The sequence below is a fragment of the Winogradskyella poriferorum genome (assembly GCF_050618035.1).
GTDB lineage: Bacteria > Bacteroidota > Bacteroidia > Flavobacteriales > Flavobacteriaceae > Winogradskyella > Winogradskyella poriferorum_A.
Genome location: NZ_JBODPY010000003.1, coordinates 198,771 through 223,738, shown reverse-complemented (window position 1 = coordinate 223,738; position 24,968 = coordinate 198,771). Strand labels below are relative to the sequence as shown.

Annotated in this window: 16 protein-coding genes and 1 tRNA gene; 13 read left to right on the top strand and 4 right to left on the bottom strand. The window is 33.2% G+C overall.

The window, feature by feature from the left end; all coding sequences use genetic code 11:
- Positions 1 to 53 precede the first annotated feature (53 nt).
- From ACRHOC_RS08385 to ACRHOC_RS08370, 4 genes are all read right to left on the bottom strand, one after another.
- Positions 54 to 1,643, bottom strand: a complete 1,590-nt coding sequence (locus ACRHOC_RS08385) for a M28 family metallopeptidase (protein ID WP_431158156.1) — start codon at positions 1,641 to 1,643, stop codon at positions 54 to 56.
- A gap of 71 nt (positions 1,644 to 1,714) precedes the next feature.
- Positions 1,715 to 2,749, bottom strand: a complete 1,035-nt coding sequence (locus ACRHOC_RS08380) for a M28 family metallopeptidase (protein WP_431158155.1) — start codon at positions 2,747 to 2,749, stop codon at positions 1,715 to 1,717.
- A 68-nt stretch (positions 2,750 to 2,817) separates the two neighbouring features.
- Positions 2,818 to 3,153: an FUSC family protein gene (locus ACRHOC_RS08375; protein ID WP_431158154.1), complete on the bottom strand. Its 336-nt coding sequence runs from the start codon at positions 3,151 to 3,153 to the stop codon at positions 2,818 to 2,820.
- Positions 3,154 to 3,155: 2 nt separating this feature from the next.
- On the bottom strand, positions 3,156 to 3,935 hold the full coding sequence (locus tag ACRHOC_RS08370; protein ID WP_431158153.1) for a DUF3108 domain-containing protein: 780 nt from the start codon (positions 3,933 to 3,935) through the stop codon (positions 3,156 to 3,158).
- A 170-nt stretch (positions 3,936 to 4,105) separates the two neighbouring features.
- Between ACRHOC_RS08370 and ACRHOC_RS08365 the strand changes: the two genes are divergently transcribed.
- The 13 genes from ACRHOC_RS08365 (at position 4,106) to ACRHOC_RS08305 (ending at position 24,907) form a co-directional block, all read left to right on the top strand.
- Positions 4,106 to 4,190 (top strand) — tRNA-Ser (locus tag ACRHOC_RS08365).
- A gap of 264 nt (positions 4,191 to 4,454) precedes the next feature.
- On the top strand, positions 4,455 to 5,675 hold the full coding sequence (locus tag ACRHOC_RS08360; protein ID WP_431158152.1) for a site-specific integrase: 1,221 nt from the start codon (positions 4,455 to 4,457) through the stop codon (positions 5,673 to 5,675).
- 111 nt (positions 5,676 to 5,786) lie between these two features.
- Complete coding sequence (locus ACRHOC_RS08355) at positions 5,787 to 6,704, top strand: hypothetical protein (RefSeq protein WP_431158151.1); 918 nt, start codon at positions 5,787 to 5,789, stop codon at positions 6,702 to 6,704.
- Between the two features lie 87 nt (positions 6,705 to 6,791).
- The gene (locus tag ACRHOC_RS08350) at positions 6,792 to 7,136 is read left to right on the top strand and encodes a helix-turn-helix domain-containing protein (protein WP_431158150.1); all 345 of its coding nucleotides are present in this window, start codon (positions 6,792 to 6,794) and stop codon (positions 7,134 to 7,136) included.
- A 486-nt stretch (positions 7,137 to 7,622) separates the two neighbouring features.
- Entirely contained in the window at positions 7,623 to 8,621 is a 999-nt protein-coding gene (locus tag ACRHOC_RS08345; protein ID WP_431158149.1) for a helix-turn-helix transcriptional regulator, read from the top strand.
- A 60-nt stretch (positions 8,622 to 8,681) separates the two neighbouring features.
- Positions 8,682 to 11,228 (top strand): N-6 DNA methylase, encoded by a 2,547-nt coding sequence (locus ACRHOC_RS08340; protein ID WP_431158148.1) that lies wholly within the window; start codon positions 8,682 to 8,684, stop codon positions 11,226 to 11,228.
- Positions 11,221 to 12,411, top strand: a complete 1,191-nt coding sequence (locus ACRHOC_RS08335; RefSeq protein WP_431158147.1) for a hypothetical protein — start codon at positions 11,221 to 11,223, stop codon at positions 12,409 to 12,411. The genes ACRHOC_RS08340 and ACRHOC_RS08335 overlap by 8 nt, the downstream gene beginning before the upstream one ends.
- Before the next feature lie 18 nt (positions 12,412 to 12,429).
- Positions 12,430 to 14,799: a type I restriction-modification system subunit M gene (locus ACRHOC_RS08330; protein WP_431158146.1), complete on the top strand. Its 2,370-nt coding sequence runs from the start codon at positions 12,430 to 12,432 to the stop codon at positions 14,797 to 14,799.
- Complete coding sequence (locus ACRHOC_RS08325; protein ID WP_431158145.1) at positions 14,799 to 16,067, top strand: restriction endonuclease subunit S; 1,269 nt, start codon at positions 14,799 to 14,801, stop codon at positions 16,065 to 16,067. Before ACRHOC_RS08330 ends, ACRHOC_RS08325 begins: the two co-directional genes overlap by 1 nt.
- Before the next feature lie 11 nt (positions 16,068 to 16,078).
- Positions 16,079 to 16,663, top strand: a complete 585-nt coding sequence (locus tag ACRHOC_RS08320) for a hypothetical protein (protein ID WP_431158144.1) — start codon at positions 16,079 to 16,081, stop codon at positions 16,661 to 16,663.
- A gap of 13 nt (positions 16,664 to 16,676) precedes the next feature.
- Positions 16,677 to 19,877: a sacsin N-terminal ATP-binding-like domain-containing protein gene (locus tag ACRHOC_RS08315; RefSeq protein ID WP_431158143.1), complete on the top strand. Its 3,201-nt coding sequence runs from the start codon at positions 16,677 to 16,679 to the stop codon at positions 19,875 to 19,877.
- Between the two features lie 118 nt (positions 19,878 to 19,995).
- The gene (locus ACRHOC_RS08310) at positions 19,996 to 21,861 is read left to right on the top strand and encodes a DUF262 domain-containing protein (protein ID WP_431158142.1); all 1,866 of its coding nucleotides are present in this window, start codon (positions 19,996 to 19,998) and stop codon (positions 21,859 to 21,861) included.
- Positions 21,854 to 24,907 carry a type I restriction endonuclease subunit R gene (locus ACRHOC_RS08305; RefSeq protein WP_431158141.1) on the top strand — a complete coding sequence of 1,018 codons (3,054 nt, stop codon included), beginning with the start codon at positions 21,854 to 21,856 and terminating at the stop codon, positions 24,905 to 24,907. The genes ACRHOC_RS08310 and ACRHOC_RS08305 overlap by 8 nt, the downstream gene beginning before the upstream one ends.
- Positions 24,908 to 24,968: the final 61 nt, after the last annotated feature.

The following is a 24,968-nucleotide window of genomic DNA, read 5'->3' as shown; positions in this document are numbered from 1 at the left end:
ACCAAGCCTTTCAATATTGAAAGGCTTTTTTTGTATTTTATTTTTATCGTTACTTAAGGCTCTACAGATTTGTCAACAACAATTCTATCAGCTCTGTTAGCTAATTCCCAAGCCGTATAAAATACCAGTCGTGTTCTGTTCTCAAGTAAATCGAACTGTATTTTTTCAACCGTGTCCGACGGTCTGTGGTAATCATCGTGAGTACCGTTAAAGTAGAATATTACAGGGATATTATTTTTTGCAAAATTGTAATGATCTGATCTGTAATAATAACGGTTAGGATCATTTTCATCATTGAATGTATAATCGAGCTCAATATTGGTATATTTCTTATTAACCTCTTCTGAAAGGTTATGTAAATCTGTACTTAATTTATCGCTTCCTATTAAATATACATAGTTTCTATTACCTTCTTTTCGTTTTGGATCTGTACGACCAATCATATCTATATTCAGATTAGCGACAGTGCCTTCAAGTGGAAAAATAGGATCCATATCAGTATAGAATCGCGATCCGAGTAATCCTTTCTCTTCACCAGTGACATGTAAAAATAGAAGAGAACGCTTGGGGCCATTGCCAGCTTTTTCAGCTTTCTTAAAGGCTTCAGCAATTTCTAAAATTGCCACAGTACCAGAACCATCATCGTCTGCACCGTTATAAATTTCACCATCTTTAATTCCTTCATGATCAAGATGTGCAGAAATGACAATGATCTCGTCGGGTTTTTCAGAACCTTTAATGTAGGCTACAACATTTTCAGAATCTACATTTATAGAGTTGTTTTTAATATTAACAGCCATATCGGTAGTGAGCACTTTTGAAGTACTGTCGTTACCAATAGAAGGATGTAGTGCAGTGGCTAAGTCTTCATTTATCATTAACATTAGCATGCCTTCTTCATTACTTTTTAGCGAAAGTCTACCAGCAGCACCTGATGAAGCTTGACGTTTAAAATAAGGCGCATATCTCGAAAATAATGATGCGTCAAAATAGAAGAACCCTTTCGCACCATTATTGAGAGCGGCATCTCTTTTACTTGATAATGATTGTCTGCCATTGGTCCATTTGGTAGCCTCTTTAGTTCCCGAAGTAATAAAGTTGCCTTCTTCATCTTTTGGTTCACCAGCCTTTGCCAGAACCATTTTACCTTTTACATCGATGTTGCTGTAATCACTATAATTCTCAGAATCGATTCCGTAGCCAACATAAACAATTTCATTAATCGTTGTATTAATAGTTTCAGGTACCATAACCGCCACTAGATCATCAAAATTTTTAAAGGCTTTTTGATTTACGCTTATTTCAGCTTCTGCAACTTTTTGTTTTTCTAAGGGTACTTCCTGAAAATAGTCTTCACCACCGAGAGGCGTTGTTATACCCATTTCTATATATTTAGATTTAAGGTAATCTACAGCAAGTTTCTGTCCTTTTTCACCAGTTTCACGCCCTTCAAATTCATCAGAAGCGTACTTGGTTAATAAAACTTTTAAATCATCTGAGGTTATAGAATTAGCGAATTCTGTCCCGTCAGGATTAATTTTTATTTCTTGGTTTTGAGTATTACTCGGTGTTGAAGTTTTTGTTTTTGTTCCACAACTTACTATTAAAAGTGAAATACAAAAAAGGGTTATTAATCTTTTCATATAGATACAATTTTTAGACTCGTAAAACTACGAAAAATAAAGGTCTATTTAATTCTGTAAAATTAACTTTATTAGAGTACTTCGGCTGTTAATTTATTCTTAGAATTAGAGAGGTACCAAGCAATCGAAAAAATAAGTTTAGTGCGTTGCGATAGTAGTGGATAATTTATTTTATCAGCTGTATCTGTTGGTTGCGTATAATCTTCGTGTTCACCATTAAAAAAGAAGATGACTGGTATACCCTTTACTGCAAAATTATAATGATCTGAACGATAGTAATAACGATTTACATCTTTAACATCATTATAAGCATAGTCTAATTCTAGATTTGTAAAGGTTGAATTGGCTTTCTGTGCAATGAAATGAAGTTCTGTACTAATTCTGTCTGAACCAATCAAATAAATATAATTCTCGTTTTCTATGTGATTGTCATCAACACGACCTATCATATCGATATTTAAAGTTGCGACCGTATTTTTAATTGGAAATATTGGATTTCTAGTGTAATACCTAGATCCGTGTAATCCAATTTCTTCAGCGGTTACATGCAGAAATACGATGCTACGCTTTGGACCATTTCCTTCTTCAGCCGCTTTTTTAAATGCTTCCGCAATCTCAAGTACTGCGGCAGTTCCAGAGCCATTATCATCAGCACCACTATATATTTGTCCGTCTACAATACCTTCATGATCTGAATGTGCCGTTATGTAAATATACTCATCAGGGAATTCTGAACCTTCGATATACGCAATTACATTTTGTGAGTCATTTTTAATCTTCTCTGGTAATGCACCCTTTGGAACGGTTTGGAAATAATTAGGATGCGTGATTGGTGCTTTTATATTTTGCTCCTTATAATAAGACCTTAAATAATCACAAGCCTCATTATGCCCTTTTTCTCCAGTCATTCTACCCTCATATTTATCATCTGAAAATTCGTAAACATGAGTTTTCAATTCCGCCTCTGTAATCGTTTTTAAATAGGTGTTAACGACTTCTGCATCAGTATAGGTAATGCTATTTTTTAAATTATCTATTTTATCACTATGCCTAACGGTAGCACAGGAACCAACAAGGACTAAAATTGAGGCGTATAGATATTTCATTACTAATTAACTGATTTGCGCAAAAATAGAGTAAAATGTTCAATTAAATCTAATGGTTTTGTAACCCATTAAAAATCTTCATCTATATCTAGACCTTCGAGGATTTCTTTAGAGTCTTCAAGATTTTCCTCTTCACGTTGTTCTAATTGTTCAGTATCGCCTAATTCAGGGGTGTTAAATATGCCTTTGTAAATGGTTAAACCTAAGGAGATAATTATTAAAATGAAAATATACTGAATCGTCTTAGTCTTTTTATTTTGTTTTTTAGACAAGTATAATAGACCAAGACCACACAATAAAGCCACTATTGAAGGAATAATTGATAAATTTGATAATGGTGTAACAGCTAGGATTGTTGCAATAATTGCTGTTATAAACCCCAAAATGATTAGTACTTTTTTCATGCTTAATATTTTAAACCAGAAGCCGATTCAATTTTTAATTCACCATTCCCAACAGGTATTTTAAATTTAGCGTAGACAGGTACTTTATTCTCATCTGCGGTAAGCCAAAGTAAGTTAGAATTATTACCTTTTAATATATCGCTCCCTTTCATTGAAATGGCCAGTTTATAGCATTCTTTTCTTCCGATATTTGTGTTGATGGATTCTTTGGCGAGATACTTCACTGTTATTACCGTTTCCTCGTTATCAAATAAAACTGTAAAATTTTGTTGATCACCAATACTAGCTTTATGGATATCTAAATTTCTAATGCTATAAAGCGTAGTAACTATATCCTTGGTTGAAGGATTAATCTTTACAGCTTTTTTAGTTTCCCATATGGTTCCATCACTACGTCTTTTTTTTCTAATATTCTGAACCATATTTGTCTTATGGCTATAACGGTACTGCATAAATTTATAATACCCACCTTCGCTTATATCTCTCTTATATAAGTAGGGTGTAAGGGTCTTTGGATTTACATAACTTTCATAAAGATCTCTAATCTTAAAAAAGTTGTCCCATTTTTTGTAGGTAGCTGCAGTACATTTTAGTCTAAGTAAAGTATTTTTTGATGTTTTTACTTCACTGGTTTCCATTTTAACTTGTGCAATATTGGTTAATAAACCAGACATATTGTAAGTTGCTGTATAAACTAACTTTTCACCAGCAGGTATGGTTTTATTCTGTGAACTTATAACTTGTCCACCAATAAGTAATAATAGAATAAGTAAGTTTTTCATTCGTTGCAGTTTACGTAATAACGAAATAGATAACATTTATTGTGCCGAAAATACAATGCATTGTTAAATGTCACTAATTTTTGAAGTAAAAAAGTACATGAAAGAAACCAAAAAACACAAGAAAAATCTTTGGCTACATAAAAAAGGGTTTTATATTTGCATCCGCTAATGGAGAAATGGCAGAGTGGTCGAATGCACCGGTCTTGAAAACCGGCGAGGGTCACACCTCCGGGGGTTCGAATCCCTCTTTCTCCGCAGATTTCAGTTTCAAAAGAAACATCAAAAATCACAAAACCCTTTAAATCAGTTGTTTAAAGGGTTTTTTATTTTTTATAATCCTTCAAAAGACTCATAAATACTCAAAGTTTAGTTGACCTATTGGTTGACCTATTACATTTTTAGGTCATTTTTCAAAAATAGGTACACTAAACTAAAAGAATTCGCTCCGAATTCGCAGTAAACATAGGGCGTTCAAAATGTTTTTAGGTTAATTCAAGTCTAATTTAAAAGCGTTTAATTATGTTGAAAATCACGTATTTTATCAGAACCCAGAAGGCAAAAATTAATGGTGAATCTCCGATATTTGCCAGAATCAAGTTTCACAACCAGACCATAACCATGAGTACACGGCAGTATATATCTGCTGAACGATGGAATTTTACTAACAAACTGAGGAATCCACTCAAGCTCGAAAAAGAGAAAATTAGAAGGATGTCTTTGGATAGTTTATACCTAAAATTTGAACGAAAAATCAATGAGCGAATTCGAGAAAACTCCGCAATCGATCTTCAGCAAATTAAGGCAGAAATTATTGGAAAACCCAAAAAGAAGACCAAAGAAATTGGTTTAATTGATTTGTTTAAAATTCACAATACGGCCTTTGAGAAAAAAGTTGAGGCCGGGGAACGCTCAGCTGCATCCCTTCAAAAATATAACAGGGCCAAGAATTTGATCCAGGCTTTTTTGAAAAAAGAATACAACAAGGATAATATTTCTACCAAAGCTGTTAACGGTCCTTTCATTTATAATCTGGAATCCTATTTAAAATACGATAGTATTTATAGACACAAAACAGGAATACAAAACAATTCAGTGGTAAAGTACTTCAAAACCTTTAAGACCGTATGCAATCACGCCATAAAACTGGAGCTAATAGATAAAAACCCATTTTCCAAGTATGACGGTAAACTAAAGGTCAAGGAAGCCGTATACCTCACCCAAGACGAACTTCGTAGGATTGAACAACAATCCTTTAGAGTAAAAAGACTAGAGCGAGTTAAGGATATCTTCCTTTTTAGCTGTTATACAGGTTATGCACCTGTTGATGCTCAAAAATTGTCGGAGGACAACCTTATAAAAGATAACGATGGCAACCACTGGATTAAGGCTAATCGTTCTAAAACTGGCACGCGTGCTAATGTCCCCGTTTTGCCAACTACCAAGTCCATCATAGACAAATACGCTGGTATGCAAAAAGGTTTAATTCCGAAGTTATCTAACCAAAAGATGAATGCCTATCTCAAGGAAATAGCAGATGTCTGCGGAATTAATAAACATCTTACTTGGTATGTGGCTAGACATACCTTTGCTACCACGGTGACCCTTGGTAATGGAATATCCCTGGAAAATGTATCGGCAATGTTGGGGCACTCCAGCATAAGGCAAACGCAACACTATGCCAAGGTTTTGGATGCCTCTGTAATGAAGGATATGAAGAAGCTTTTTGATAAATACTGTTAAAATTTAGGGCTAAGTGCAACAAACCGCAGTTTGTTGCACATAAAGTTCTGATATCATGTTTATTGTGTAATACCTTATTATAGATTTGCTAATAATCAATAGTGTTACATTATGGAATTAGTATTTAAAACTGAAGATGCCATATCAAAATTATTAACGATTAAGATTGAATATTTTGATTCTCTACAAATCTATTTGTTGAATGACCTTTGGGTTCATGAAATGGAGGGAGATTTCTTTTTAAAGGAGGTCGAAAGTTTTAAGCCAATTCTTAAAAGACAACTCAAGTATGGATTAAATCCTGAAGAGTATATAAACAAAGTTTGTAAGCGAATCAAGGAAAAGTTAGAGTTTCTTGAAGAGCATAAAGTAGGATCTATTGAGTTTCTTCAATTCTATTGTAAGCAGATCAAACCAATAACTGAAATTACGACATTCCCAAGTTTAGGTACGGACTTTTACGATGAATTTAAGACCAGCCTGAAGGAGTGTAAGACCGATGAGACAGATTTATACAAGTTTTTGGTTCGCTTTGCTGAAGGGAATTTTAACTATACCAAATACCACGAATTTTCCATTGGTTGTCTCAGCTATGTTATATGGAATTACTACTGTGCCTTAACTGAACTATATAGGTTTGTTTCAACGCTTCAAGAGAATGCCCCATTTGTGGATTTCAGTAATCTTGATATTGAAGACAACAAAAAATGTACTGAGCACTTGAAAACTGACATTAAAGTCCATTTTAACCAAGACAAGATAAGTGTAGCACACCTATTTTTATTTCTTTTAAAAGAAAAGCATATTGTTTTTGACTGCAAGGATGAGCGCAACAATGAGCTTCAATTGAAACGCTTTATTGAAGCCCATCTCACTTATCTAAATATTAATGGTGACAGAGTTCCAATTAGAAGCTTTAACAGAGAATTTTCAGAAGCAAGAGCTTCAACTAAGGTGCAAAAGCACAAGCAGTTTATTAATAAGTTCATATATGGGCTAGAACAGTACAGAGATAGTCTTAAAGATTAAATGTTCGCTCCGAATTCGCTTCTATTGTTGGGGTATCACGCCTTAAGATGGTTATTTAGCAGTAGTAAATATTTAAAATTATTAGCTATGGAAAGAGATGAAAGAGAAATAAAAATTGCCACAGAAGCTACCATAAGGCGTCTACTAGAACCAATACGAGAGCAACTAAACAACATTAGTTCAGAACTAACTAATCGACAGGGCAATGCCCAAAAACCAAAATACTATAGAAATAATGACCTTAAGGACATTTTTAAGCTATCTAACAATACCATTGTGAAATACCGCGAAACGGGTGTCTTGCCCTATACCAAACTAGGAGATGTTTATTTGTATGAGGTAAAGGCTATAGATGCCATATTAAAAGAAAATGTAATTAAAATAAGGGAGTACTCGAATTCCCATACCAATTACAATGGTAAATATCAATGATTTTATTTTTCTTAAAATCAAAGTATAATGCAAAATGCTCTTTAGAATTATTACCGATAAATTTGCATACAGGAGCATTGCAATTGCAACTATTACAGGCATCTAAGTCTAAAATAAGCTCAGTATCACCTATGAGTTTGTGATAGATGAATCTACCTTTTAATTTATTAACAAACCTGGACTTGCCAATATCTTCATAGTTGATGTCATCATCAAGAAGACTTGCAAGAAAACTTTCATCCATATACATTATGGCAAAGCAAATCAAGCTAAATTGGTTGATTTTTTTATAGTCCATTAAGTCCAAAAGTGTGATTTTCGCCATGCCAATTCCTGTCTTTCAGTACAAAATTGGACGTTTAATGTGCATTTTATCTGCATGTTGTATTTTCTTATAAATTACCATTGGATTTCCTTTATATTGACAGCGCTTTTTTTTAAATTTAATCCCCTTAATTAATATTCCTATTAACATATATTTTCGAGATGGCAACCAATAGGCACGCACAGGTACGTTATACAATTTTAGATCGATGTTTTAGTAATCCAGGTAGATTATATGATTATGATGATCTTTTGTTCGAGGTCAATGAAGCCTTGTCTAAATTGGGTTCCGATGGAATTCAGTTGCGTCAATTGCAATATGATATTGAACATATGAAATCAGATACTGGTTGGTCCATTGAATTAGAGAAAGGTTTAAGAAAGCAGGAAACAGGAAAAAAAGCATGGCGGTATAATGATTTAAAATTCTCAATTGCTAATCACCCTCTAAATGTTAACGATATTGAGCAACTCGAAACAACGCTATCAATTCTTTCAAGATATAAGCATAGAGAAGAATTTAATTGGTTAGAAGAACTCATACCACGCATGAAGCAGGCCTTTGACTTAGCTGATAAAGGAGAAAATGGTATTATTAGTTATCAAGAGAACGAATTTCTAAAAGGAAGAAATCACTTGGGCGTACTTTTTAATGTAATTCTTAAAGAGAAAAAAATTAAGATTGGTTATAAACCTTTTTATGGTGAGTTGGTTGAATACGTCATTAGTCCACTTCATCTCAAACAATACAATAATCGGTGGTTTCTTTTTGCTAAACCATCTGATTTTGACAAAATTCACAATTATCCTTTAGATAGAATCGAAACAATTGAAGAGTTGTCGGAATCTGCTGAAAAAATAGATATTAATTGGATAGACTATTTTGATGATGTTATTGGTGTTACCAAACCAGAAGGCAAACAGGTAGAAAAAATTTGTTTAAAGTTTTCAGAAAGTCGTATACAATATGTGATCACCAAACCTTTGCATGGTACACAAAAGGTAAATGAAGCGGACCGGACAGTGACCATTGAAGTTGTACCCAACAATGAGTTGTATCAATTACTAATGTCGTTTGGGGAAGATTTGGAAGTAATTTCACCTGAAGTCATAAGAATAGAAATAAAGAAGAAAATTAATGCTATGATAAATAAGTATTAGTATGCAGGTGTACTGCACAACAATAATTCACATTTGCAGTATTAATACTTACAATGATTTATGAAGGGAATTTATTTAAAAGATAGTGAGCCTGTAAAGGCTATAATAGAAAAAGTTTGGCAGATTAACGAGGTCCTTGAAAAATTCGGCGTAGAATCTGCTGATAAAGGTGTGATTCTGCTCTGTTTATCTCTTTTTAAAGATGACCTTTTTGAAAAAATTACTCTTCTGACTGACTATGCGACATTGAATTACGAGAAAGAAAAACTTCGTTTTTTTAGGGATGAACTGCCTGAAAATAAGAAGGAATTATCAGATTACTACGATCCCATAATAAAGGCTTTCAAAGGAGTCTTTGTTAATGCTAGCGAGCAACAAATATTTCAAATTGAGCATCTTTTTGAAGAGATAGAAAATGAGGTGTTGACGAAACATTTCGCTGAAATTTTTGATGGCATTTTATTTAAAATTGAAAATTCGAAGGGTAAGTATGGGGATAATTTTATCCAGCCGCTAGAATTAACAAGTGTTATTTGTTCAATCGCGGACTTACAGGAGAAAGGCAAAGTTTTTAATCCATTTGCAGGATATGCTTCATTTGGGGTCTATTTAGATGAAGGGAAACACTATTACGGTCAGGAATTGAATCACAAAACATGGGCTTTGGGAGCATTAAGACTAATGGCTTATAACAGACAATTGAATTCTAGATTTTTTTGTGAAGATTCCATTTCAAATTGGCCTAATCCATCTGAAAAATTTGATTTAATTCTTGCGACTCCTCCTTTCAACATGCGCTTGAATAAAATGTATCGACATTCAGAACCAAATTTCAAGACTTTAGAACAATTTTTAATTGAAAGAGGGTTAACGTCCTTAAATTCTACAGGAAAATTGATTGCTTTATTACCTCAAGGTTTCTTTTTTGGTAATGAAAACGCGGACTTGAGAAGGAAATTAATAAAAATGGATTTGGTTGAATCCGTAATTTCATTGCCTACAAATATTTTTATTTCAATGGCTATTTCAGTTAGTATAATTGTGTTGAATAAGAATAAACACCTCAAAGGACAAACAGTTTTTATTAATGCACAGGATTGTTATATTCAAAACAAGAGGGTAAGAACCATTGATGCTGTTGCATTATTAAAGTTGACAGAAAGTAATAATACGTCAAATAAGAGAGCTATTGTAGATTCCAGTGAATTAGAGACTAATAAATTTAGTTTACTACCTAATAGATATATTTTTGACCCTTTAGAGGTTAAATTAGAAAAAGAGGAGAGTATAATTAAGTTAAAATATTTAATTAAGCCAAACCCAAAAGAAAAGTCTAAACCAGAATCATATGGTAAATACGTGAGAATCCGCGATTTATCAGACGATATTAAAAATTTACAAAAATCCTTTGATGATTTAGGGGAAGAGCAAGTTCCTAAGCACGCATTTGTTTTACCTAGTCATAGTTTAATGCTAGCTTCAAGATGGAGTAAATTTAAGCCTACATTCTATTTATCTGGGGACGACGCAATTTTTTATTCACCTGATATTCAAAATTTCACTGTAAATGTTGAGAAAGTGCATTTAGAGTATTTGCTGCAAGAACTTACTGAAGATTACGTGCAAGCTCAAGTAAATAGACTCTCAACAGGAACGACAGTTCCATATATTTCTAGAAAGGATATTTTGGATATTAAAATTAAATATCCTTCAATTGATGAACAAAAGCAAATTGTCTTGAAAAGACTTGCTTTACGGGCAACAACCGAAAACCTTCTTGTTTTGGAAAAGCAAGAAGAATTAAATAAGGAGGTGGCCAACCAAAATATTTACCTAAGGCATCATATTGCGGGATCGTTGGGACAGGTTCAAAAATCATTTCAATCAATGGTAAAAATTATTGAAGAGCAAGTTGTTAATGAATTAGATGGGGTTATGGATTACAAGACAAATCCAAAATCAACTTTGACTTTAAGAAGACATATGGATATTATAATGCGCGACTTAGACAGTATGTCAAGATCTCTGAACAAAACGAGTAAGGAATCAGATTTAGCAGATTTTAAGCCTTCTAAAGTTGATTTTATAAAATTTATTTTAGACTATTTTGCCGAGATTAAAGATGATAAGAGGAAAGACTATTCAGTTTTTGTATTGGCAGAGGAATGGATCAAACAAGATATGGAGGCTCATAAAGTAAAAAGGGTTTTTATTGATACTGATGAAACATTCTTAAGAAAAATGTTTGATAATTTAATTGAGAACGCAGAAGTTCATGGATTTAAAAAGTCAATTTACAATTCGCATAAGTTGGAGGTGGAGGTAATGTTTTCATTCGAAACGAATGAAGTCCAAATAAATGTTTGTAACACAGCTTACCCACTTCCAAGCAATTTTTCTTTAGACACCTATAAAAGAAAAGGCGGAACGGCCGGTGAATCTGGTGGTGACGGTTATGGCGGATGGCTGATTAATGAAATCATGAAAAAGCACAATGGTAAAATATTTTCTATTGATGACGAATTTTATGAAGAATATCAAGGCCAGATTATTAATAAAATTATTGTTGAATTGATATTTCCTATTAATGTAGAGTTTTATGAATAGTTACACGGTATTATGGTTCGATGATAAATTTGAAGAGTATGATAACGATTTTGATACTGCTTACCTAAAAGACATAGAATTAATTGGGGTTTCAAATTCAAAAGAAGGATTAAAGGAATTAACTCATAATTACGATGACTATGATGCCATAATCGTCGATGGTCTTTTTTATGAAAACCCAGAAGAAAAAGGAGACCCAAAATCAACAGCTTTTGGCAAAGTAGCAAATAAAATGAGGGAGCTAAAAGCACAAGGAATAGTTATTCCATGGTTTATTTACTCGGGACAACTTGGTTTTATAAGAGAAGAAAGAAATTTAATAGACGTTCTTAAGGATACGGATTTTGGAGATGGGAAAGTTTATGATAAAAACAATATTAATGATTTCGAATTATTGTGTGATGAACTCATAGATTGCGTCAATAAAATGGAAAATACAATTATTCGGAATAAGTACCAGAGAGTTTTTGATGTTTGTACTGAAACCTATTTGGGTAAGCAGCTCAAGTCTAAAGTGTTTAAAATGCTGAAAGTATTAGAAAAAAATAATGGTGATGCAGCAACAGAAGATTTATTTAATCCCTTGAGAAAAATTATGGAAACAGTATTCACTAAAATGAGTGAATTAAATTTACTGCCTTCAGCGATAATTGAAAATAAAGGATGGATTACTGGTTCAAGTTTATTTATTTCAAATAAGCATTCAGATTACAAGCACACCGAAGAATTTATTCACCCGCTTGTGGCACATACTATTCATAGATTATTAGATGTTATTCAAGATGCTTCTCATACTGAAGGAGAGCTTAGATTAAAGGTTGATGACTATGTATCCACCAACAAATCATCCTATATCTATAATAGCTGTGTGTATCAAATTCTTGAAATTATAATTTGGTTTAAAAACTTGAGAGATAAATTTCCCGATGCAGAGCAAAACAAAGTTCTTTGGAAAAAATTGGCAACGCCTCAAATTGAAGATAATACTATTGAGGGAATAATAGAACAGGATGCAAGTGGTAATTACCATTGTGGAAAACACTTGTTTCAGTACAAAAAGATTCATAACACTTATGACATTGGAAGTAAAGTAAAAGTTACTAAAACAATTGCAAATAAGCGTGATACAAAAGATGTATATCCTTACTTTATAATTGAATTTCAGGTAATTGAAAATAGTTAAATCACTTAATGGAACAAAATGAACCAAACCGTACACAACAGATTAATAAGTTTTATCTGGTCAATCGCTGATGATTGCCTTAGAGATGTATACAATAGAGGGAAATACCGTGATGTTATACTTCCTATGGTGGTGTTGCGTCGACTAGATGCCCTTTTGGAGCCTACTAAAGAGGCTGTAATGGAAGAGTTGGCTTTTCAGCGCGATGAAGCAGGATTTACAGAATGGGATGAAACTGGTCTTAAGGATGCTAGTGGATACGTATTTTATAACACCAGTAAATGGACGTTACAAAGATTGTATGACACGGCTACAAACAGTCAGCAGATACTAAAAGCCAATTTTGAAGATTATCTCAATGGCTTTAGTCCCAACGTTAAAGACATCATCAGCAGATTTAATCTCAAAAGTCAAGTGCAAAAAATGGCCAATAAGGACATTTTGTTAGATGTCCTTGAAAAATTCACATCACCATATATCAATCTAACACCATTGGAAAAGGAAGATCCTGATGGAAGAAAACTACCACCTTTATCCAATTTGGGTATGGGATATGTCTTTGAAGAACTAATCAGAAAGTTTAATGAGGAAAACAACGAAGAAGCAGGGGAGCACTTTACACCTCGTGAAGTCATTGACCTTATGACGCATATTGTTTTTGACCCGATCAAAGATAATTTACCACCTGTTATGACTATCTATGATCCAGCATGTGGTTCTGGAGGAATGTTAACTGAATCCCAGAATTTTATAAAAGATGAAGAAGGTGAAATTAGAGCTTCTGGTGATGTATATCTGTATGGTAAAGAAATTAATGACGAGACTTATGCCATATGTAAGTCAGACATGATGATTAAAGGTAATAATCCAGAAAATATAAGAGTAGGATCAACATTGTCTACAGACGAATTTTCAGGAACTACATTCGACTTTATGCTTTCTAATCCGCCTTACGGTAAATCGTGGAGTAGCGAAGTAAAAAATATTAAAGATGGAAAGGATATTATTGACCCTCGTTTCGTAGTGCCACTCAAAGACTATTGGGGTAATGAAGCGGAAGAAGCTGCTACACCACGTTCTTCTGATGGGCAGTTGCTCTTTCTTATGGAGATGGTCAATAAAATGAAACCCACAAGCCAAAGTGCTTTGGGTTCTCGTATTGCCTCTGTACATAATGGATCGAGTTTATTTACCGGTGATGCTGGTGGTGGTGAAAGCAATATTAGAAGATATATCATTGAAAATGATTTATTGGATTGTATCATTCAACTACCAAACAATCTATTTTACAATACTGGTATTACCACCTACATCTGGCTGTTAACCAACAATAAACCCGCTAACAGAAAAGGAAAAGTCATCTTAATCGACGCGTCTGAACGTTATTCCAAATTGCGAAAAAACCTTGGTGCAAAAAATTGTGAGCTTAAGTCTAAGCACATTACAGAAATACAAGATGCTTATCTAAACTTTAAGGACATTGATCGAAAGATCGACCCTGAAACAAAAGAGCTAATCCCTAGCATAGCCGCCAAGGTATTTAATAACTCAGATTTTGGCTATTACAAAGTGACCATTGACCGACCTGCACGATTGATGGCTCAATTTACTCCAGAACGTATTGCTGAATTACGATTTGATAAATCTTTAAAAGAACCGATGCAATGGGCTTTTGCTACTTTTGGAGATGACGTCTATGAGAACGTGAAAAAATATGATACGGAAATTTTAGAGTGGTGCGAAAAAAACGACCTCAACCTGTCGTCGGCTAACAGAAAGAAACTCCTTAGCAAAGATTTATGGAAGAAACATGCCAACCAGTTTAAGGCTGCATTTCATCTGGAGAATTTAATATTTGGGGACAAATTATTTAATGACTATAATGAATTTGTAAAGCAATTCAATTACTACAGTAAGGGAATGAAATATTTATCAGCCAGTGATAAAAAAGCCATTTTAAATGCACTAAGTTGGTATGACGAAACAGCCGAAAAGGTGATAAAGAAAGTCGTAAGACTAAAAGGAGATAAATTAACCCAGCTTACACAGCATTTAGATTGCGACGAAGCTGATTTACCAGATTATGGCTATTATCCAACAGGGAAGCCTAATGAATATATCATTTACGAAAATCAATCTGATTTACGCGATACTGAAAATGTGCCTTTAAGTGAAAACATCCACGACTACTTTTTACGAGAAGTAAAACCCCATGTTGAAGAGGCATGGATTGATTTGGACAAAACCAAAATTGGCTATGAAATAAGCTTTAATAAGTATTTCTATATGCACAAGAAATTGCGTTCAATCGAGAAAGTGAGTGCTGAAATATTGGCTTTAGAGCACAAGAATGAAGGTCTGATAATGGATATTTTAAACCTAGCATAATGGAAAGAAAAACTTCAAAATTAACATTTGAAACATATACTTTCTATAAAGATGCAGGTACTGAATGGTTAGGAGAAATACCTGAGAACTGGAAAGCAACTAGAATGAAATTTTTATTTCATGATGTATCTATAAAAAATAAACCAGATGAAGAATTACTATCGGTTACCCAGAACAAGGGTGTTGTACCTAGGTCTTGGGTCGAAAATCGTATGGTAATGCCCTCTGGTAATCTTGAAAGTTTTAAGTTTATTGAAAAAGGTGATTTCGCAATTAGTTTAAGGTCATTTGAAGGGGGCTTGGAATACTGCCATCACAATGGAATTATTAGTCCTGCTTATACCGTGTTAAAGAAAAAGAATGGATTATTTGATGGTTATTATAAATATCTATTTAAATCAAGTTCTTTTATTTCAGAAATACAAACAAGTGTAGTTGGGATTAGAGAGGGTAAAAACATTAGTTATCCTGAACTTTCCACCTCACTTTTGCCTATACCTTCAAAAGAAGAACAAATCGCTATTGCCAATTTCCTAGATGAGAAAACCATCAAAATAGACCAGGCCATTGCTCAAAAAGAGCGGATGATAGAGCTACTTAAAGAACGTAAGCAAATCATCATTCAAAATGCGGTAACCAAAGGTTTAGACTCTAATGTAAAACTCAAAGACTCAGGTATAGCATGGATTGGAGAGATTCCCGAACACTGGGAGATTTTTAAATTCAAACAATTATTTCATGAAAAGAAGAAAAAATTGAATGGTCAATTACCTGCTGGAGCAATCAGTTATGGCTTCGTTAGATATAAACCTGAAAATTCAATTTTAGAATCTACCAAAGAGACCTACCAAGAAGTTTTAAGTGGTGAATTTTTGATAAACCCATTGAATCTTAATTATGATTTAGTTAGTCTAAGAATTGCTCTGTCAGAAATTGATGTTGTAGTTAGTTCAGGTTATATCGTGTTAAATCAGTCAAGAAGTTTTGATAAAAACTACATGAAATGGCTTCTTCATCGTTTTGACATATCTCAAATGAAACTACTTGGCTCAGGAGTTCGACAAACAATAAATTTCGGCCATTTATCAAATGAATTATTGATTCTACCACCAAAAAAGGAACAAGAATTGATTCAATCTTGGATTGGAGAAAAACTTGCTAAAATCGATTCTTCAATTGCTCTACAGCAGAAGCAAATCAAAAAACTCAAAGAATACAAAGCCACGTTGATAGATAGTGCGGTAACGGGGAAAATAAAAGTGTGTTAAAGAATAGTATCATGGATAAAACTAAATTTTTCAAAGACTTAAATAAGTCTTTTCAATATGGAGATAAATCAGGGCTGAATAATACACTAAACCATTATATAAACAATAATGCTTTAGAAACCGTTAGTAAGGATTTAGCAGAATACTTGTATAATAATTACACCAGTTATAAAGCTGATGCAATGGCAGGCTTAATGCAATTGGCAATTCAGTGTAACCCGGAGATAGCATTATTAAAATTTCCTGAAAACTATCTTTTCCGTTTACTCATAATAAAGGGGTCAATGGATTTGTACCAATGTTTTATGGAAGAAGCTATTGAGCCATTTTTAAAAGGCAAAGACGAAGATTTTAGATTTGATTATTACTCGGAACTGAATCTGGTTGCACAAGAGTTAAATTACCACTTTTTTTCGCAATATGTGCCATGTAAAAAAGGAATGGATTTTAATGGCGTTTTCGGCATTTATGAGAACAATCCAGCCAAGTCATTAATTAATACAGAAGATTATGAAACCCTAAATGATGTGGTTGAAAACTATAATACCATAATAGGCAGAAGAGATATTTTAAAGGACTTAGAAGAACGGATTTAATCTAGCTTAATAAATGAGCACAATACCATTAAATAGACAAGAAATATTAGATCGAGCAAAACGAGAATCTGAATTGTCAGATTTAAAGCAGCATGCAGATAAAATGATTAGAGGCTTTGAAAACTTTAATGATTTTTCCTCAAATCGTGCTATTTGGGAGTTGGTTCAAAATGCATGTGATTTAACTACAGAGTGTAAGGTAACCATTGATTATAGTAATAAATATTTTTCATTTTCTCATAACGGCAAGCCTTTTACTACTAATTCATTAAACTCATTAATCAAACAGGTAAGTGGTAAATACGGCGAGGATGCAGATATACCAGAAGTAGGCAAATATGGTACAGGATTTTTAACGACACATACCTTTGGTAGAAGGTTTGTTATTAATTCTGTAATGGAAGCAGAAGGTGCATTTTTCGAATTAAAGGATTTTGAGATTGACAGAACCCCAAAAGAATGGAAAGAATTGAGCGAAAACATACGTCTTCAAAAAAAGAAAGTCTATGAGATTATTGAAGGTGGGACTATTATACAAAAGCCTTCTGAATTTAAAACAACGTTTACATACATTCCAAGCACACCTCAAGAAAACCAGTACATAAAGGAATCCAGTCATGATTTAGAAGATTATGTGCCGTTAGTGTTAACGATTAACAATAGATTAAAACAGATTGAGATTATAAATGAACAAGGCGTTAAAACAACCTTTTTCTTTGAAAGTAAAATACCAATAGAAAATGAAGCTAACATTAATTTGTTTAAAACCATAATTTATAAAAATGGTGAAGAGCTTTATGTGTACTCATTAGTGGATGAAGCCAATGAAATTGAAGTCATATTGCCAATCAATAAAGACTTGACGTTGTTTGAATTTCCAGAACGTATAGCACGTCTCTTTTTATATTATCCTTTAGTAGGCTCAGAAGATTTCGGATTAAATTTTATCATTAACTGCAATCAGTTTTTGCCAAATGAACCAAGAAGCGGTGTACATTTAAATAGTAATAAAGACCAAGTTAGAGAGCAAGAAGAAGCTAATAGAAATATTCTTGAAACAGCTTCATCATTAGTTTTTATATTTCTTAAAAGCAATACTTTAAAAGTTGATAATCCACTGTTATATGCCAATGTAAACTTTAAAAGAAATTCTGAAAACGCTTTGCTTAATGAGTATTTTGAAGGATTACAAGAAGTTTGGAATGAAGAATTGAAGAACTTGCCAATTGTAGAAACAAGTGAGGGCTTTAAAGAAGTGAGGGAAGTTCTCTTTTTGGATGAGGAGTTGTTTTTAGATAAAAAGGTGTTTGATGATGTATATAAATTAGTGAACATTTTTTATAAAAATGTTCCAAAAAAAGAAAAGTGTAAGCAATGGTCCAGTTATGCTAAAGCGTGGGATGATGATGAGGTAGAGTTTATTACTCATGACGATTTAGTAAAGGGAATTTCTAATGAAAATCTAAGCAAATTTGATAGGTCTAATCTTATAAATTACTATCAAAGTTTAATAACACAGGATAAGGCTTCTGTCTTCGCGGATTATAAATTGTTGCCAAACCTAAAAGGGGAGTTTTGTTATCTTAATATACTACTATTACCTTCCTCTATTACACCAAAATTAATTGAACTTGCTAATGTTCTAATTCCAGAAACAATAGATAAATTAATACTAAGCGATTTTCAATTTCAATTTAATTTAGAGGAGTTTAATAGAAAGGATTATTCTACAAGTGTCAAAAATAAACTGGATGAATTAGAAGCAGATAAACTGGTTTGCTTACCCGAAACTTTCGATAGTGAAATTTACAATCCTATAGAATTAGAGGAGGAGAAATTGGATTTTAAGTTTTTTGAGGCACTAATCAACTATTGCAAACTAAGTAACACCATTGAGTCTCAAAGTAAACCCGCTCAATTACTGCGCTTAATAAGTAAATATTATGGGTTAAATGAAGACTTAATTCATCTGCCTAATGTTTTAAAGAGTGAAGAAAACCTGGAAGTGAGAAGTTCTAGAAAAATTTTGGTTAAAATATTTTTTAATCTCTTGTCTCAGCATAATCAAGATTGGGTAAGGGAGAATATTTCATTATTACTGAATGTTGCTAATTGTTATGAGGACAGTTTAAAGGAAGTGTATTCTGATTCATGTATCTATCCTAATCAAATTTTTCAATTAAAACAAGCTCATGAATTAAAACGGGATATAAATATTTTAGATGAAATAAAGGATTTATACAACAAGGTCAATGGTGATGTTGAAATTAGAAGTAAACTAGTTTACGAGGGATTTAATGATTTCATCGATGAAGAAGATTTTATAAACAATAAGTATTTAACAACTAAAATCGAGGATATATTTTTTGAAACTGATATTCTAGATATAAATGAACATCCGTATAAAGACGAAATCCTTGATATTATCTCTAAACTTAATATAAAAACATATAAGGAGTTATTTCCTAGACTAGATGATAAGAAGGCAAAATTAATGCTCGATGTAGTAACTAATGAAAGAACAAAGGATGACATATTTTCAATAGTAACTCTAAAAGAGGATAAACTAAAAAAATTAGGAGAGCTCGTTAAAAATGAAAACTTTGATGAAATTTTAAATAAAGCTGAACTATTGGCTTTACAAGAGAAATACAGACAAGCAGACTTTCAGCATAAATACGAGATTGGGACGAATATAGAAAGATTAATCCGGGAAAAACTTTCTAAAGAATTACAAGATAGAGTAACATTCAAAAACGATGAATCTATAGAAATGACTGATATTCAAGGAGGTCAAGATATAGTGGTCTTTTTAGATAATAAACCATTTTATTTTATCGAGGTGAAATCTAGGTGGAATTCTGATAGCTCAGTATCGATGAGCAAACTGCAACTTCAGAGAGCTGTAGAAGAAAATGAAAGATATTCGCTTTGTTCTGTGGATATAAGTAAATACACAGGTATAAATAATCGATATAATTTGCCTGTAGATGAAATCATTCCATTAACAAAATTCATAAATGATATAGGTACAAACATCCAGCCCTTAATTGAGAGTAATTTACATGCTGAAAAGAATAGTGAGAAATTAATTCATTTAATTGATTATAGAGGTATTATACCACAAGATGTCATAAAAGATGGTTCTGAATTCAACGAATTTCTTGAAACACTTCTTAATAAAATTAATAAAGAAATTGAATCAAATGTGTAGTAAAACCAAAAAACAAGTATTAGAAGTAGCTATCAAAAAATTTTTAGTAAAATTATTTTTATGCATTTAAGTTATCCGATTAAACATAAGGCTCAACTAAATATTCAATAACATCATTATGAGTAAAACAGAACACAAAATAGAAGCATCAGATAAAACAATAAGCGAACTTTTAAAAGACAAAAAGTTCTTTATAGATTATTTTCAACGCGAATACCGTTGGCAAAAAAAGCATATGGTGGCGTTGGTTGAGGATTTAACATCAACATTTCTTAAGTCTTATAAGAAAACAGACAAACGATCGGACGTCGCTAATTATCAAAGTTATTATTTAGGTCCTGTGGTTTTTAGCGTTGCGGAAGACGGAAAAGATTCTATAATTGATGGGCAACAGCGCATTACATCTATTACCTTGTTTTTAATATACCTAAATAATCTTCAAAAAGATTTACCAAATCAGGTATCAATTGCTAATTTAATTTTTTCAGAACGTTATGGGGAGAAATCCTTTAATATGACAGATGAAGATCGTCAAACTGTTCTTAAATCACTTTATGATACTGGTGAATTTGATAGCTCAAAAAGTACTGACGAAACTGAAATTAATATCAATGAACGCTACATGGATATTGATTCTGTGTTTCCTGAAACAATAGATGATAGAGCCTTACCTTATTTTATTGATTGGTTTATTGGTAATGTGGTTATAGTCAAGATAACAGCATATTCAGATGAAAATGCCTACACTATTTTTGAAACCATGAACGATAGAGGAATGAATTTAACCTCTACGGAAATGCTAAAGGGTTATGTATTATCTCGCATATCAAATAAAAAAGAGCGTAGTGAAATTAATCTCATTTGGAAAAACATTATTACAGAGTTACATAGTTATGAAGCCAATGCCGATTTAACCTTTTTCCAAGGCTGGTTTAGAGCAAAATATGCGGTGAGTATGAGGCCTACTAAAGCAGGAGCACAAAATCAGGACTTTGAATTGGTAGGTACAAGATTTCATAGCTGGTTTAAGGATAATCATGAGGACCTATTTGAATTAAGGACGTCTGATGATTTTTACGAATTCTTTAAAAATCAATTCGTTTTTATGGCCAAGTGGTATATGAAAATTTGGGATTATATGGCAGAATTTAACATAGCATGTCCACACCTTTATTACATTAATCGTTGGGGTATTGCACCATCTTTGCAAGATGCCATGCTACTCGCTACTTTAAAACACACAGATAAGGACGATGTAGTCTACGACAAATTAGACGCTGTCGCTCGCTTTATAGAGACCTACACAGTTCGTCGAGCAATAAATTATCGTAAATTTGGTGCATCTTCTATAAAATATACATTCTTTAATATTATTAAATCCATTCGAGATGCTGAACTAGAAGAATTAAAGGATGTATTGTTACAAGAAATCAACTCACTGGATGAAAAATTTGATGGTATATTCAATTTTTCAATGCATCAACAGAACGGAAAATTTGTAAAACATTTGTTGAGTAGAATTACTGGCTTTATAGACCAAGAAGTAGGTAAGCCTACAAATTATGTATCCTATTATGAACCTGTAGGAAAGAAATTTGAAATAGAGCATATATGGGGAAATAAGTTTGTAGAACATAAAGATGAATTTGAACAGGAAAATGATTTTGGACATTGGCGAAATTCAATAGGTGCATTAATATTGCTGCCTAATGGAACCAATCAATCCTTTAGTAGCGATAAGTATGAAGAGAAATTAAAGCACTACATTAAAGAAAATACCTTTGCTCAGACTCTTCATCCTGCTTTTTATGAGAAAAACCCAAATTTCTTCAATTCTGAAAAATTAAAAGGTATACCATTTAAAGCCCATAAAGAATTTAAGAAGGCCGATATTGCGGATAGAGCAGAAACAGTAAAACACATCTGCGAAACCATATGGTCCTTAGAGTATTACAACAATGATAATGAAATTTTAGATGCATAGTAAAACTAACGAACAAGAATTAGAGGCTGCTATAGAAAAAGCCTTAACAGGTAGTTGCTTAGAGGATTTAAAATCGAATGGAAATACAGTGCAGGAAGCGAATACATTATATCGTTCTGGTAATGGATACTATATGGGTGAAGCCAGTGATTTCAATCCCAAATATGCCATTGACGAAACCCGCTTTTGGCACTTTTTAGAGACGACACAAAAGGAAGAACTAGAAAAGCTACAACGGTCGGCAGATTGGAAACTTAAAATTCTAGAACGCTATAATCGTATAGTAAAAAAATATGGCATATTACGATTACTGCGAAAGGGACTTGAAGTTGAAGACGCTCATTTTACTCTGTTATATCAATTGCCAATGGCTAGTAGTAGCCAGACCGTAAAAGACAATTTTGAGAAAAACGAGTTTAGTGTTACAAGGCAAGTTCGGTACAATTTAGAGAATACTAGAGAGGAAATAGACATGGTAATATTTGTTAATGGACTCTCTATTGCATCTCTCGAACTCAAAAACCAATGGACAGGTCAAAATGCTAAATCTCACGGCATTAAGCAATACAAATACAATAGAGACATAAGGCAGCCATTATTAAATTTTGGGCGTTGTATTGTTCATATGGCAGTAGATACGGATGAAGTCTATATGTGTACCAAATTGGCAGGTAGCAAGTCCTTTTTCTTACCATTTAACAAAGGACACAATAACGGTAAAGGCAATCCACCTAATCCCTTCGGCCATAAATCAAGTTATTTATGGGAAGAAGTATTTACAAGAGAAAGCTTGGCTAATATTTTACAGCATTTTGTGCGATTTGATGGTAAAGCTAAAGATGCCTTAAGTAAACGGACACTGTTTTTTCCACGGTATCACCAAATGGATGTGGTGCGGAAAATTTTAGCCCATGCTTCCAGTAAAGGTGTAGGACATACCTATTTAATTCAGCATTCTGCAGGTTCTGGAAAATCAAATTCAATTACTTGGGCGGCTTACCAATTAATTGAGACGTATCCTGAGAATGACGGACTGCCTGGTGCAAAAGGTACAGACAATCCGTTATTCGATTCTGTAATAGTTGTCACTGATAGACGTTTGTTAGATAAGCAGCTTCGTGAAAATATCAAGGAATTTTCAGAAGTAAAAAACATTGTTGCACCTGCTTTTTCTTCAAAGGATTTAAAAGATAGTTTAGAAAAAGGAAAGAAGATAATCATAACTACTATTCAGAAATTTCCATTTATAGTCGATGGTATAGCAGATCTAAGCGATAAACGTTTCGCTGTGGTTATAGATGAGGCTCATAGTTCACAAAGTGGAACAGCAGCCGGAAAAATGAATCAAGCTATGGGTATGGAACAGAATGATGAAGATGAAGAAGATGTGCAAGATAAAATATTAAAGGCAATGCAAGCGCGCAAAATGAAGGGTAATGCGTCTTACCTGGCTTTTACGGCAACACCTAAAAATGCTACATTAGAACGATTTGGGACAAAGCAGGAAGATGGCTCTTTTAAACCGTTCCATTTGTATTCCATGAAACAGGCCATAGAGGAAGGTTTTATTCTGGATGTTTTGGCCAATTACACAACGTATAAAAGTTATTACGAAATAGAAAAATCTATTGAGGAGAATCCGCTGTTTGACACTAAGAAAGCACAAAAGAAGCTCAGAGCTTTTGTTGAGCGCGATAAACGTACAATTGCTACAAAGGCTGAAATAATGCTAGACCATTTTGTTTCTAAGGTGTATAATACCAAAAAGTTAAAAGGAAAAGCTAAGGGAATGGTAGTTACGCAGAATATTGTCTCTGCCATCCGATACTATTTGGCAATGAAACGTATATTGAGCGATAAGGGAAATCCATTCAAGATCGCTATTGCCTTCTCTGGAAAGAAAACAGTCGATGGTGTTGAATACACCGAAGCTGAAATGAATGGCTTTGCTGAAAAAGATACGGGTGATAAATTCGATAGTGATGAGTACCGCATTTTAGTTGTGGCTAATAAATATCTCACAGGATTTGATCAGCCTAAACTTTGTACGATGTATATCGATAAGAAACTACAAGGTGTTTTGGCCGTTCAGGCGTTGAGCAGATTAAATCGTTCTGCGAATAATTTGGCTAAGAAAACTGAAGATCTATTCATATTGGATTTCTTCAACCAAGTTGAAGACATTAAAGCATCTTTCGACCCATTCTATACATCAACTTCCTTGAGCAGTGCTACCGATATTAATGTGCTTCATGAATTGAAAGGTACTTTAGATGATGTTGGTGTTTATGAATGGTCTGAAGTAGAGTCTTTTGTAGAAAAATATTTTGAAGGTGTTGATGCCCAACAACTAAGCCCGATTATAGATATTGCAGCCAATAGATTTAATCAAGAGTTAGAACTTGAAGATGACGAAAAGGCTGATTTTAAGATTAAAGCCAAACAATTCGTTAAGATTTATGGTCAAATGGCATCGATTATGCCATATGAAGTTTTAGATTGGGAGAAACTGTTTTGGTTCTTAAAGTTCTTGATTCCTAAATTAATAGTCAAGACAAAAGAAGACGAATTAATTGATGATTTATTAGAGTCAGTTGATTTATCAACTTACGGTCTGGAACGTACAAAACTTAATCACAGTATTGGTTTAGATGACTCTGAAACTGAATTAGCCCCACAAAACCCTAATCCACGAGGTGCACATGGAGCAGAAGAAGAAAAAGACCCTTTAGATGAAATTATAAAAGTTTTTAATGAAAGGTGGTTTCATGGATGGGATGCTACACCAGAAGACCAACGCGTGAAGTTTTTGTCATTGAGTAAGCATATCAAAGCACATCCTGATTATCAGACCAAAGTTGCAGATAATAAGGATACGCAAAATCGTGATATTGCATTTAAAAAGATACTTGATGACGTAATGCGTGAGCAGCGCAAAAAAGAATTAGATTTATACAAGCTTTACGCTAAAGATGATTCGTTCTATCAGGCCTTTTTTGATACGATGAAAAGAATGATTGATAATCCTAATTTGTCTAATAAATAATAACGATATTGTCACAACATTCAATTGTTATACTTTATGCATATAAAATGCATAAAAGTAA